At 44.6% G+C, this 14,073-nt stretch carries 10 protein-coding genes; 1 reads left to right on the top strand and 9 read right to left on the bottom strand.

Annotation, left to right across the window (positions count from 1 at the left end; all coding sequences use genetic code 11):
• Positions 1-14 precede the first annotated feature (14 nt).
• The 6 genes from AC1DM9_RS11115 to AC1DM9_RS11090 all read right to left on the bottom strand — a co-directional run bounded on the left by AC1DM9_RS11115 (position 15) and on the right by AC1DM9_RS11090 (position 9,939).
• Positions 15-2,072: a YIP1 family protein gene (locus tag AC1DM9_RS11115; protein ID WP_477579974.1), complete on the bottom strand. Its 2,058-nt coding sequence runs from the start codon at positions 2,070-2,072 to the stop codon at positions 15-17.
• A 17-nt stretch (positions 2,073-2,089) separates the two neighbouring features.
• Positions 2,090-2,962: a carbohydrate ABC transporter permease gene (locus AC1DM9_RS11110; RefSeq protein WP_076270040.1), complete on the bottom strand. Its 873-nt coding sequence runs from the start codon at positions 2,960-2,962 to the stop codon at positions 2,090-2,092.
• Between the two features lie 4 nt (positions 2,963-2,966).
• Positions 2,967-3,851, bottom strand: a complete 885-nt coding sequence (locus AC1DM9_RS11105; RefSeq protein WP_256711010.1) for a carbohydrate ABC transporter permease — start codon at positions 3,849-3,851, stop codon at positions 2,967-2,969.
• Between the two features lie 111 nt (positions 3,852-3,962).
• Positions 3,963-6,914, bottom strand: coding sequence for an extracellular solute-binding protein (locus tag AC1DM9_RS11100; RefSeq protein WP_477579972.1), 2,952 nt, complete (start codon positions 6,912-6,914; stop codon positions 3,963-3,965).
• A 68-nt stretch (positions 6,915-6,982) separates the two neighbouring features.
• The gene (locus AC1DM9_RS11095) at positions 6,983-8,389 is read right to left on the bottom strand and encodes an ABC transporter substrate-binding protein (protein WP_076270042.1); all 1,407 of its coding nucleotides are present in this window, start codon (positions 8,387-8,389) and stop codon (positions 6,983-6,985) included.
• 407 nt (positions 8,390-8,796) lie between these two features.
• The gene (locus AC1DM9_RS11090; protein ID WP_430061718.1) at positions 8,797-9,939 is read right to left on the bottom strand and encodes a GntR family transcriptional regulator; all 1,143 of its coding nucleotides are present in this window, start codon (positions 9,937-9,939) and stop codon (positions 8,797-8,799) included.
• 135 nt (positions 9,940-10,074) lie between these two features.
• On the opposite strand from AC1DM9_RS11090, the gene AC1DM9_RS11085 reads away from it, so the two are divergent.
• Entirely contained in the window at positions 10,075-12,672 is a 2,598-nt protein-coding gene (locus tag AC1DM9_RS11085; RefSeq protein ID WP_477579970.1) for a transglutaminase-like domain-containing protein, read from the top strand.
• Here AC1DM9_RS11085 and AC1DM9_RS11080 read toward each other — a convergent pair.
• The 3 genes from AC1DM9_RS11080 to AC1DM9_RS11070 all read right to left on the bottom strand — a co-directional run bounded on the left by AC1DM9_RS11080 (position 12,647) and on the right by AC1DM9_RS11070 (position 13,980).
• Positions 12,647-12,871, bottom strand: coding sequence for a hypothetical protein (locus AC1DM9_RS11080; protein WP_076270045.1), 225 nt, complete (start codon positions 12,869-12,871; stop codon positions 12,647-12,649). The two genes, AC1DM9_RS11085 and AC1DM9_RS11080, sit on opposite strands and share 26 nt — an antisense overlap.
• A gap of 136 nt (positions 12,872-13,007) precedes the next feature.
• Positions 13,008-13,328: a hypothetical protein gene (locus AC1DM9_RS11075; RefSeq protein WP_076270046.1), complete on the bottom strand. Its 321-nt coding sequence runs from the start codon at positions 13,326-13,328 to the stop codon at positions 13,008-13,010.
• Positions 13,329-13,410: 82 nt separating this feature from the next.
• Entirely contained in the window at positions 13,411-13,980 is a 570-nt protein-coding gene (locus AC1DM9_RS11070; protein WP_076270047.1) for a xanthine phosphoribosyltransferase, read from the bottom strand.
• Positions 13,981-14,073 lie beyond the last annotated feature (93 nt).

Here is a 14,073-nt window from a genome sequence, read left to right as displayed (position 1 = left end):
CTCCTTCCCGCACGCTACAATCTGAACGATAATTCCTTATAGACAGAAATGGCGAAGCTGATCATCTGCTGGAGCATGCTGAATAATAATACCCCGATAAAAACAATAATTCCGATGACAACGAGTGTAAGCAGCATCGTAATAACCGTTTTCCCAGCTGAATATTGATGCACCGTCATCGTACCTGTGAACAGCAGCCATGCTGACCAGATCAGGGCAACTCCATCAAGCAAATAATAGAACGAGCTTTCGCTGCCTGTAATTAAATTGCTGTACAGCGTTTGAGGCAAATAAATGATAACCAATGGCATCATCGCATAAGCTGTCGCCATCACAATTTCCTTGAATTTACCTTCACCATCCATCAAGGTCGTTAAGGACCAGTTCGCAACACACCACAGAACAAAAGGCAATACGATAAAAGTTAATTCGTTCAAGCTGTTCAATTGGCTTGGGTTGTTGAAATTGACGACGAAGCCGCTGTATTGCCGCTTAATAATGGTGAAGATGACAAGCAGAAACACAATGCCGAAAGCGAGCTTGAGCCTGCCCTTTTGCTCGTACTTCATTTCCCAGAAGCCATTAAAGGGATGCATCATCGTGTAGAAAGGATTTTTGATAATGCCGAACTCCTGAAAGTGCTGGCCATTCACCTTTCTCCGATTCCACTTCATGAGTGCAAAACCAAGTACAACAGCTAGTGCAACAACGAGAACAATAGTGCCAAAATGCGCGAGCACGATGCTTTTTCGATAACCCTTAAAGGCTTCGGAGTAATACTCCCTGTTGTTCCCAAGCTTGAAATAAGACATCGCCTCATGGTATTCGCTTTTTTTGAGCAGAGATTTGCCGATGCCTAAATAAGCCACCTCCACATTTCCGTTTAGCTGAAGCACCTTCTCCCAAGCGGCTGTGGATTGCTCTGTTTTGCCATGATAAAGCGAAATAACGGCTTCCCTAATCAAGCTGCCATAGCGGGTTGGCTCAAATGCGGTCAATCGTCCGTTATCTTTATCCAGCACAAGTATATGATCATCCATAATTTCAATGGCAGAGGGGGTACGGAAATTCTCCTGCTTGCTTCCTAATCCTCCAAACACGTACAGCAGATTTCCATCCTTGTCGTAAGTAAATATCCGTCCCCGCTTAGAATCAAGCGCGGAATACATGCCAGCTTGATCCGCAGCCACATCGATGAATATGGAGCTGCCCGGGTTGGTCCCCGTCTTCAGAGTGCCAATATCACCCTTGGGCGGAAAATAACCCTTGCTCCGCAAAATATCAGCTCCCGATGGATTCAGCCGTTTGATCGGCCGGTTCGAATCCTCTTCTGAGGTTGAGGTGTAGATGAACCCGTCCTCGTCAAGATCGAGATTGTTAAATTCAAGCGGTATGAACTGCTCCATTTGCTGTCTCTGTGCTTTGGTCGATATCCGTTTCCAGAACAGATCAATCGGGCTGAACTTTACGCGGTTCGTTCCAATAAAGCCGATAAACTGCCCTTCATCGTCAAACTCCATCATTCCTTCGTAAGACCCGCGGCTAACGACTAATATTCGCTTCGCTTTATCAACGGCTACCTTAATTGGCGCGTACTGAAACCCTGGCCGCAGCAGCGTTGATTTAGGCTCGCCTATTGCTCGTATGAACTTACCCGCAGTATCAAATACGACAAGTCTTCGGTTGAGTGTATCTGCCACATAGATGAGACCATCGTTTGTGCCAAATACCCCCTCCGGCTTATTCAGCGCATCTTCTTTTCCTTCATTATCAAATTTGGAAATGACCCGTTCTTCTTGAAATTCCTTGTTCAATATAATGATTCGGTTATTGCCCGTATCCGCAATGTATATTCGCTCATCCTTGCCAACGAACATATCCATTGGCGAAGCAAGACGTCCACTGCTCCAGTTGTCACCGTAAATGACTTGCTCCATTTTGTATGCATTCGGCGAGGGCACAGCATCTCCCCAATAGGAATACTGATAGGTATCTATTGCGGCTTCTGCAACAGGAGCGGCCGCACCGATCATGAGCGATGCGATAAATAACGCGGCGATGATTCTCTTCATCCGTTGCTTCCCTCCTGTTATTCCTTCAAGCCTGATGTAGACATGGTTTGAATAATATTGCTCTGCGTTACGATAAATACGGTGATCGGCACAAGCATCATCAGCAGTGTTACTGCAGCTACCGGTCCTGTTCTAACAAGTCCTCCGCTTGCGATTTGGCCAAAAACGTAATCTACCGTTTTTAATTGCTCGCTGTAAATATACTTGTGGCTCGTTACTGAGCCATTAGTCCATAAGCTTTGCAAGGAGAAAATGATTAACGTCAGCCAAGCTGGCTTAACGATCGGCATAATAATTTGCCAATAAATTCGGTATTCGCTCGCTCCGTCAATTTTGGCTGCTTCTAGCAGAGCATCCGGGATTTGCTCCATGAATTGCTTCATGAGATACAATCCGAGAGTCATGCCGAAAGCAGGCAGCAAGATCGCCCAATACGTATTAATTAGACCAAGCCACGATATGATCATGTAGTTCGGCACTTGTGTAACATAGGCGGTAAACATCAGGGAGAGTACAACGAGCGAGAACAACACTCGTTTCCCCGGAAATTTAAGCTTGGCAAGAGGGTAAGCCGCTGCCGAAGCAAAAATGACATGCCCCACGGTGCCCACGATAGCAATGAAAAAAGTATTGAATACGTATCTTGAGAAGGGCACCCATGAATCACTGAATATACCAAGCAAATCTCTGAAATTTTTGAAAGTAGGATTTCGAACGAACAGCTTTGGAGGAAAGGAGAAAATTTCATCCAACGGCTTAAATGCATTGCTGATCGTAAACACAAGCGGCAATGCCATAAAACAAGCGACGCCGCCAAGCAGCAGAAACAGCAGTATATCAACTGACAAGGAACGATTCAGCCTCTTTGACACTTTAAAAGATCGTTTCATCCCTCTACTCACCCACTTTTCCGAGCAGCTTCTGCGTTAAGAGATTTGTAAGGAGCATGATACTGAACAATACCGTGGCAATCGCCGACGCATAGCCCATCTCATACCGAATGGATCCGTAATCAACCAAATGTGTAACAATCGTGTGTGCTGCGTAATCCACACTTGGAAAACCGATCATATAGATGGAGATCTCTGCGATGGAGAACGCCAACGTAATTTGGATAACCGCACCAAACATCAGCTGTGGACGCATAGCAGGCAGTGTTATGAACCATAATTCCTGCCAGCGGTTGCGAATGCCGTCAATGCTTCCCGCTTCGTACAGGGTGCGATCTACATTTTGCAGCCCTGCGATAAAGGCTAGAAAGGATGTGCCGAGACTTAGCCATAGCTGAACGAGAATGAGAATACCCAGCACATACCTCGTATCTTGCAGCCACTGAATCGGCTCCATAATGAAGCCCCACTTCATTAGAAAGGAGTTCGCATAACCATAAGAGTCGCTTGCGAACAATAGCTGCCAAATCAAATAGGTATTGCCCGCAATCGATGGCGCATACAAGACGAGCGTAAGAAAAGCTCTTATCTTCGGCCTTAGTTCGTTAATAAGCCATGCAAATAAGAAGCATGCCAAGTAACTAATCGGCCCCGTAATGGCCGCGAACAAAAACGTGTTTTTTACCGCAATCAGAAAAATATCGTCTTGAACGAGTAATCTTGAATAGTTTTGCCAGCCAATCCACCTAGGCTTCTCAAGAAAATTAAAATTCGTAAAGCTAAGCAGCAGCGATAATAGCACAGGGAGTACAGTAAATGTGCAGAAAATAATAAAGTATGGTGCCAGCAGCACATAAGCGTGTTTACTTTTTTTCATTTCAACAAACATGCGCGTTAATTTTGGCTTCAGCTCTTTCCCGTAAGCTAGAATACGTGAATCGCCTTTCCCCCTCGTTACGGGGCGGGCTGCTAACTGCTGTTTCATTTAAGCCCCTCGTTTCTAATAAGGAAGATTAAATTCCTTGCGCTTTAATGTAATTTCCTCATTCATCGCCCTTACATATTTGTCCATCGTTTCACGCGGATCTTCTCCTTGAACGACAACACGGCGGAATGCATTATCGATATTTCTGCCTGTCAAATATCCACCGGGAACCTCTGGTATGCCCTTAACCCATTTCATTTGCTCCTGCAGCATTTGAAAATCCTTCGTTGGCCAAGGAAGTGAAGCTAACGCTTCCATATTTGCCGTTGGGTATCTAGCAGCAGCACCCATTCGAATTTCCATTTGTCTACCAAAAGCAACCTGCGTGTCTTTGCCTATCCACCATTTCAAGAAGGTCCACGCCTCTTCTTTGTTTTTCGCTTGCTTGAACATAATCGATGCCGAGCCTCCGCTGCCTACCTCGCGGTGGAAGGAACCATCGGCAGCAGCAACGCCTGGAACAGGCGCAAATGACCACAGCCCTTTGATCTCAGGTGCAAAAACAGTCAGCTTGTTATACATCGTATAATCGACGATACCGATTGGCATTTCGCCTGTTCGGAAGCGGTTTGCGAAATCAGCTGCGATTGGAATTTTATAATTGACATAAAAATCGGTCCACTTCTTGAACTCCGAAATCGATGTCTCTGAATCCAAATCACTCGATTTACCACCGTCCTTATAAAACTGGCCGCCTTGCTGAAGCAGAAACATCGCAAATGCAGGATTGGGCGGAAGCGTCATAATATTCGTCGTTGCAAGCTCATTGCCTATGGAATCAAGCGGTTTTTGCGGTAAACCAAACTGCAAGTTATGCTTCTGGAGCGTAGGCAGCATATCATAGACATCCTGCCACGTTTCCGGCACTTTCAAATGCAGCTCATCCTCCAATATATCTTTTCGGAAAAACATCATCGGAAACGTTTGCTGCTCAGGCAATGCGTAATAGCTTCCTTTATATTCATAAGGCACCATGGCGCTTGCTAGAAACTGCTGCTGAACTTCCGGATAATCTGGAAACGCAGATAAATCCTGAAGAGCGCTGCGGCTCGCGTAATTCATCGGCAAGTCGTTGCCAACCTGCAAAGCAACATCCGGCCCTTTCCCCGAGACGGTTGACGGTAGAAGCACATCCGCGCTTACTAGTTTTAAATTCACATGTATGCCCGTCGTACTCGTAAAACGATCATCTATCAATCGTTTAATGACTTGTGCTTGGTCACGAGCCGATGTTACCCATACAGTAACGCTTTGCTTCGTCTCTTCTTCATCCGAGAAATCATCGTAGTTTTCACTAAAGGATGCTGCGAACGATTTGATCCCTGTTAACATCTTTGCCCATCTGGTTGCTTCGGGCTTCGGAAGCTTTGCTTCTGGCGAGCTAACGATCAAATAATCCAAAGCAAGCGGCTGTTCATTGATCGTAAGCATCCATGAGCCAAGCGCGCCAACATTCGTCTTAAATGCTTCGATCCGTGATGGCACGGATTCCGGGCGGCCCGCCATGTCCTTAAGCTGATACGCTAGTCTATTAATAATCGCTGTACGGTCATTTCCACTCTCGGATGGCCCTTCCATACTGCTCGCAATGCTATAAAGCAGCTCGCTTTGTTTCTCAAACACTTCAATCATTTCAGGGATGCGCTGTTCCAGATTGTAATCACGAAAGGTATCCGGAACGGTACCTGTATAGCTGATGATTTGGCGATACATGGCATTTAGCTCAAGAATGCTCGTTTCCACCGATCGCAGAATTGGCGCCAGCTCGCCCAAAGTCACTTCCATCCGCAACCGATGCTTGCCTTTAGTGAGATGGAATAAATAAGGCTCATCTTTGCTCGTTCCCAAAACATTCATTTGCCAAGAATGGTTATATGGAAACTGAACCTCTTTCAACTCCTTAAAGGGCAGCTTCCCATCTATATAAATGGAGCGCAGCGCAGACATGCCATTCAAATAGTTTTGACGGTTTTTCAAAGCGATTTGATAGAGCCCTTCTTGCTCTACTTCAATTTCCCATTCAATCCATTGTCCCGGCATTCTCCATGCCCATCCACCCATTGCATTATTGCGAAGCTTTGATACATGGTAAGGTTCGACCGCGGGAGAAGAACGATCATTATAAGGCAGCAAGCTTGGCGTAGATTTGTATAAAGCTTGCTCTGCTTGAAGCTTGATCGAAACGTCTGCAGCCTGCTTTAGCCCATCTTCTTTATACTTGCTGGCAACCTCTGCATATGTAGGAGCAATTTCCGGTGCAGACAGCTTCAACCAATCGATGACGAGCGGCTCTTTAACCGAAGTCAGCGTCAGTGTATGCTGGCCTCTCGAGAAATAAAATAAAAAAGGCTCTTCATAAAAGCCCGTGTTATCTTTAATTAAGCTTTCCTGCCACATATACTCTTCGATTTGGTTAGGCAGCAGATCATTTCCCCTTGCATCGCGATCGAAGCTTTGCTTCTCGTTTTTCCATATTCGATTGAAGGTTATGCTTCTAGCTTCATTAAATGGCGATTCCCCATCCACTAACAGCTCCCTTTCAATATCTGAATCCTTGCCCGGCTCGCTATAAAAATGTATACCGAGATTGTATAGTCCTTCTTGCTTAACCTCGAATGCCCAGGAAATCGCACCTGAATCTTCCGTGAGAACCGCTTGCCCCTCGTTGCCCGCTCTATTCTCAACGATAGAAACTTCCATTCCCTTAACTTCGCTGTAGCTCTCCCCTTCGATTACAATCGTATCGTTAGCAGCCAGTTGAATAGGATCATATTTAGACAAGTATTCGTCATATCCACCCTTTTCATATGGCGCATCTAAAGCCGTCGAATGGGTATTCCGATTGCTTGCCGATGTTCCTTCAGCAGTAACCGTGCCATTTAGTGCGGACTCCTGAAAAAACAAGGAGACACAAACAGCTAGTGACAGAAGCAATAACGAAATGACTTTAACGCTTGGTCGCCGCATCGTTTCCCCCTCCTCCCTAGCAGGCTCTCTATTAAAATAGGAGCCTGCCGAGAGTTTTTGACAAAATTTTATTTGTTGTCTTGAAGCAATTTGTTCATGTTCGCTTCAAACTGCGGTTTGATTTTGTCAACTGCAGTGGACGGCGATACTTTGCCTTCTGTAATTTCTTTGACGACACCTTCAAAGAGCTTCTCGCCATCTGGAATGCCATAGTAGGAGATATACTCAATGTTGTCGGCCATCTGTTTCCGAGTATCGAGCGACTCCTTACTTGGGTAAGAAGTTTCCCATGACTCATTGGCTAGCTTTCTGCCCTCTTCATGAAGACTAATCTCATCAAGAATTTTCACAGCAACCTCAGCATTTTTCGAATATTTAGCTACCATGAACATATTGCCAAACGGTGTGTAGGAAACATAGCGATCAGCCTTAGGGCCTTTCGGGAAGAAAACATAACCAAGTTGTTGATCCTTCATACTATCGACAAACGTGCCAAGCTCCCAGCTGAATCCTGCATAGATAACGCCTTTGCCAGCGATGAATTCTTTCGCTGCATCCTCAGGAACCGGCTGCATGATCGATTTATCTGTGTTGTAGAGATCAGAAATGAACTGCAAGGACTCAATCGCATTTTCACTATTCATAGCGAATTTGTATTCTCCACTTGCATCCTTGTCCAGAGCCCCGTTGTTCGTGTAGACCATTTGCTCTGCAAATGCTTTAACTTTACCGTAAGCCCCGGTTACGCCAAATACATCTGTTTTTCCATCGCCGTCTGTATCCTTCGTTGCTGTTTTTGCAAATTCACGGAATTTATCCCATGTCCATTCGCCTTTTTGTTGAAGCTCGTATGGATCCTCTAGGCCAAGCTTCTGAACGAGCGTTTTGTTATAAAACATGCCGTACGGAGAAGGAGCTGAATCCGTCATCCCGTATTGCTTGCCGTCATAACTTCCTCCAACCTTCATCCAGCTAATATATTTCGGATCATTCAAATCCAAAAATTCATCAACTGGCTGAATGAACTGTTTGTTCACAAGCTGTGGAAACGCCCAGAAAAGCTCGATCCGAACGATATCCGCAAACGGTGTGCCTGAGAGAGAGGTCGTCGTGAAATTTTCAATATACTTTCCATAGTCGCCGAACTTTACAAATTCAATTTTGCCGTTATATTTTTTCTCCGCATCTTCAATCAATTTGATTTGTGCTTCTTCTGCGGGACCTTTTTCTTCTACTAATCTTGGATCTGCTCCGTCGTACCAAACGCCGATTTTAATCGTCTGACCTTTTAAATCGTATTTGTTCTCTTCCGGCGCCACAGTCGCTTCTGTTGTTGGTTCAGCATTTGTCGGAGAAACTGCATTCGTTTCTTTCCCTTGATTGCTGTTAGCACCATTTTTTCCGGAGCATCCTACAATTGAAACCATGAGTATTAATGCAATGACTGCAAACGAGCGTAATTTTAGCTTTTTCATTTAAAATCCCCCATCATTCATATTGGATTGAAATTTTAAAAAGACATGATTACGAAACGCTTTAACCAAGCTCTAGACAGAAATACCGAACAGCCCTCCTTAACGGCATAATAAAACCAGTTATAAAGCGCTTACATTCTTCGCAAGCAAAAATAACCGATATATCCATTTTTGTACAATCGGTTCGTTCTCAAGGTGTATCACTTTAATTACAAACCGATTTGGCTATGTAATTAGATATACCTTTTAGCCTGCTTACAAAAGTTATTATAATCGCAATACTATTTTTTGTAAACAATGAATATACTTAATATAGTAAAATACATTATTGATTATACCAAATAAAAAAGCTGGCCATTATGGCCAGCTTTTTACACTAAAATGAATGACGCAGAACAATAGATTGCCTATACCGATTTGACCGAGGCTTGATCATCTACCGTCTGCATGCCAATGGACTCTCTTTCTACCACACGAACGGGAACCTGTAATTTTTGCGGTGAAAAATCAGCTCGTTCAATTCGATTAACGATTAATTCAGCCGCTTTACGGCCTATTTCGTTATAATCTTGGGCTACGGTCGTAAGCGGAACCTCTACATGCTGCGCAATGATATGATCGTCGAAGCCGGCAATTGAAAGCTGTCCTGGAACTTGCAATCCCATTTCAATCGCGTTTTTAAGAAGATCGACGGCAAGGTGATCATGCTCAACTTGAATCGCTGTTACTCCAGCCTGAATCAGCGAAGCAATCATTGATTTATAGAAGGTTTTGCTATTTGTTTCATCTACTTGTCTATAGAAATCCGAAACGATTAAGTCAGGATCAATCGGAATTTTGTAATCCTTCAGCGCATTGCAGTAGCCTTGATACCGGTCGCGCACCGAACTGCGAAATTCGATGCTGATGCTGGAAACAAAAGCAATTCGCTCATGGCCAAACTCAAGCAGCTGCTTCGCGATCTCATAACCGCCTTCAAAGTTATTTGAAGTAACGCTCGTAATCGGAATGCCTTCAAAGTACTGATCAATCGTTACAATCGGGTAATCGTTCCAATAAATAGCATTGATTAAATCGATATTGCTAATGGTGCTGATGGGATACAATATGATGCCGCTTGAACCGTTTTTAGGAATTCGAACGAGCAGCTCCTTCTCTTTGTCCCTGCTCCAATTGCTGTTATGAATGCTTAAATAATAACCTTTATCGTCCAAATAGTCCGATGCTCCGGTTATATAGTCCGATTCATGTGTCGCCATATAAGGAAGAATCATTGAAATAATCCGATTGGCATTTGAGGTGCCTGTATCGGATTCGATATAAATCTCTTGTTTTTTGACGAAGCTCCCGCTTCCGCGCTTCCTGTATATTAGGCCTTCCCGTTCCAGCTCGATTAATGCGCGCTTCGATGTAATGCGGCTAACCCCTGACTTCTCCGCCAATTCCACTTCTGTTGGAAGTTGTTGATCAGGCAAATATTCTCCCGATTTTATCTTTTCCTTGAGATCCTCAAGAATGACCATATACAAAGGTTTGTTATCGGACTGCATGCTCATTCACTTCCAGTCTATCCGTAATGCATTTCTTGTATTGATTATACCAAATCAATTCTTTATAATGCAAATTAAATATACCAACTTCATTCGAGTATACCTGCAGTTTTTAGGAGAGGGATGATCATAATTATGAATTCAGACTGGACAACACAGGTTCTAGAAAAATTCGCCTACAAAAGGAGCCTAGCCAGCTTGCGTGAAGAGCAGCTATTCAGCGTTTTTCAGCAGCCCTTAAGCGCGGATGAGCAGTTTGCGCTGCAATTTTTATATGCCTACATGCCTCTTAATGACTTAGCTGATTATAATGGTGAACTTTTTCTTAGCCATGTACGGGCTTCCCTTGCTATTCGGAATAAAGTGCCATGGGGCAGCACGGTGTCCGATCATTTATTTTACCACTTTGTTCTCCCATATCGGGTCAATAACGAGAACATCGAGGATATTCGAAGCTTGTTGTTTAATGAATTGTTCGAGCGCGTTCGAGGACTGTCCATGGAAGATGCCATTTTGGAGACTAACTACTGGTGCCATGAAAAAGCTACCTACATAGGAAACGACCAGCGCACCGTATCTCCTTTAACCATTATCCGTACCACTCTCGGACGCTGCGGAGAGCAGTCCACACTTGCAGTTGCTGCACTCCGCAGCATCGGAATTCCTGCAAGGCAGTGCTATACACCACGCTGGGCCCATTGTGATTCCAATCATGCTTGGGTTGAAGCTTGGGCTGACGGTCGTTGGCATTTTCTCGGTGCTTGCGAGCCAGAAGCAAGGCTAGACCAAGGCTGGTTTAGCGCTCCTGCCCAAAGAGCTATGCTCGTTAATACGAGAGTTCCTTCCAACTATGCAGGCCCCGAGGAAATTACGCTGCAGCATCCTTGGTATACCGAAATTAATTTACTAGACAACTATGCCGTAAACAAGACCATTACGATCAAAGTACTTAATCAAGCTGGTTCCCCATCTAGTGCTAAGGTACACTTCCAGCTGTATAATTACGCCGAGTTTTCTACTATTGTGACAAAGACGACAGATCAAGCCGGGCAAGTTACCCTTACAACTGGACTTGGCAGCTTATATATACACGCTGTTGGCGAAGAAGGCTGGGGCTCTATACTTATCCATACGGGAGATGCGAACGAATTTACAATGGTTATGAGCAAAGAGGAAGTTCGAGGCGGCATTTCAGATATTGAGATGATCCCCCCGCCATCTGTGGACAGCAAGCTGACTTCAGCCGCCACTGAGCAGGAGAAGCAGAAAAATAGTGAGCGAATTCAAGAGGGTTCCCAAATTCGTGCTGCATATGAAGCAACATTTGTTAGCTTGGAGCAGTCTTCTCAGCTAGCTGATCAGCTCTCCCTAAATGGAGATCGGGTATGGAATGTCCTTCAAAAAGCTAGAGGCAACAGCCATGAGATTTATGCTTTTTTACAAAATCAATCGCCTTTATATGGAGAATGGCCGCTTTTGCTGCTGGAATCACTTCATGAAAAGGATTTGACAGATACGTTTCAAATCTCGTTAGATGATCATCTACTTGGTTCTTTGCCCCTGATTGAAAGTCAGGATACCGATTTAGATAAAGCTTTTACCAGCAAGTTTCTACTTTGTCCGCGTATACATTATGAGATGATTGCACCCTACAAGCATCGTTTCCAAGAGCATTACTCTGAGGCAGAAAAGGAGCTGTATCGCGGTCAACCTGAGGCCATGTACGAGCGGCTTGCCGGTGAATTTGATATTATCGAAGGCATGAATCATTATAACGGCTCTGCCACGCCGCTAGGCAGCTTTGAATTACAAAAAGGCGATCGGCTTTGCTTCCACATTCTTCTAATCGCAACAGCAAGAAGCATAGGAATACCAGCTCGCCTTGAACCAACTGATTTAAGGCCGCAATACTTTATGCTAAGCCATTGGACTGACTTTTGTTCGGAGGGCACCTCAGCGCCAGCTCTAGGTTTTGTTCATTTCATCAAAGACATAGCAGCAGATGTAGAAGAAGCCGCCTATTTCAATAACTTCACGATTGCGCGCTTTACTAAGGGCATGTATCACACACAGATGCTCCCCTTTGGCAAAAAGGACGTATTCGACGCGCCAATCGAATTGGTATGCGGACAATATCGGCTAATAACCGGAACAAGACTTCCAAATGGTACTGTAAAGGTCCGGCTTGCTTATTTCGACATTTCTCCATCAGCTACAACAAAATTGACATTGAGCTTCCGCAGCAAGGATATGGAAATTCCAATTCTAGCCTCACTCTCCGCTGATGCCATGGATAAGGAGTTATTCTATCCACAGATTAGCATGAAGGCAGCCGTTCAGCCTCGCGGCGCAGTCATCGCTTGGATCGAGCCAGACCGTGAGCCTTCAAAACATCTGCTGAGAGAGCTTCGAGAGCTGGCTCCTGCATTTGAGGCATGGAATGGCCAAGTCATATTGACAGCGGGTGAAGATAAGCTGACCGCATCCTTCTCATTAGAACAAGATGCTGCCTTGCCCCGAAACGCTTCTTTCCACCTTGACCAGTCATACACTGGCCTTAACCTCTTTCAGCCCTTGATCGTGCCGAAGAGGATGGAACAGTTTCCCATCCTGTTTGTTTTGGATAATGTAGGACGAATCCGTTACATGTCAGAGGGATACAAGCTCGGAACCGGCAAAGAAGCGCTTGATGCCATTCATGCGATTGCTAATTCTCATCAGGAAAAAGATTAAGCCGATCCTCGGATGCTGGTGTGTAGCTATATGTACGGCTTAGCTTCACTACTCGGCGATTTGGTCTGCGAATAACGACAGAGGACTCGTCCCATGCTACAACGATACCTTTAACATCATTTGCTTCGATTGCATCTCTTACAACTCTTATCGTCTCACCGCTTACGCGATATTGATCCAATTGCTCTTCACTTATCATTGCAATTCCTCCTGCTTCTATTCTAACCCGTATGATTATTGAAAAACCTCAATGGATGCTTACGCATCACATTGAGGTTTACTTCAAAATATAAAATAATAATAAGGTTTAACTTATACTTATATCATTCTTTACGTTAACCTGCATGCTCTTTCGCGTCGTTCGTTTCATACCACTCATCCAGCACGCGTGATGACATCACCCGTTTGCCGATATATTCGCCTTGACGGTCAGTGAATTGCTCCCGCCATTCAATAGACAATTCATCGCAAAGCTTCACGATAGTGAGCAGCTCTGACCACGCGACATAACGTTTGTACCAGAAAAATTGCGGATGCTCAATCATATAAGGATATAAATCATCAAATTCCGTATGTTTACAATCTAGTGCACGCTCAAAGTGGACTTTAGCATCGCTTAGCTTTGTATACATAAACTCTGCAGACATTTCCCCCATAGTATGTGCCTCCCCTCGATCACTTCTGTACCATTATAAGCGATAATGCCGGATGCGAAAAGAACATTTGCACTGGAACTTATTACTCAAATTTAATTTCACCGTTATCAAGCGATGAAATGCGAACGAGCGGCTCCACACGAATTCCTTGTTCCCGCAATGTTCTTCCTCCAGCTTGAAATGACTTCTCGACAACGACGCCAAGTCCAACTAAAGCTGCTCCCGAGCGCTGAATAATTTTTATCAATCCACGCGCTGCATCGCCGTTGGCAATAATGTCATCAATAAAGAGTACCCGATCTTCAGCCGTTAGAAACTGTTTGGACACCATAATATCAGTCACCATTCCCTTTGTAAAGGAAGGAACACGTTCCACATAAGCATCCGGATCAGCAATTAATGTCTTCTTGCGGCGAGCGAAAACGAGCGGTACGCCTAGAGTATATGCGGTTGCAAAGGCAGCGGGTATTCCCGACGACTCCACCGTTATCACCTTCGTAATTTGCTCCTCCGCGAAGCGCCTTGCAAACTCTTGTCCCATTTCCATTGTCAATGCTGGGTCGACCTGGTGGTTGATCAAAGCATCCATCCGCAGTACATTGCTAGACAATACGGATGATTCTGCTAAAATACGTTGTTTTAAACTTTCCATCTTTCATTACCTCCACCAAAATCCTTTTTGATACCGTACCATAGGTCAGGCAAAAAGTGCAACCCTATTGAAGGGATCGTTTTTAATCCCAAA

This window comes from Paenibacillus sp. 01T431 (genome assembly GCF_056398625.1).
This window is presented reverse-complemented; position numbering and strand designations above follow the sequence as displayed.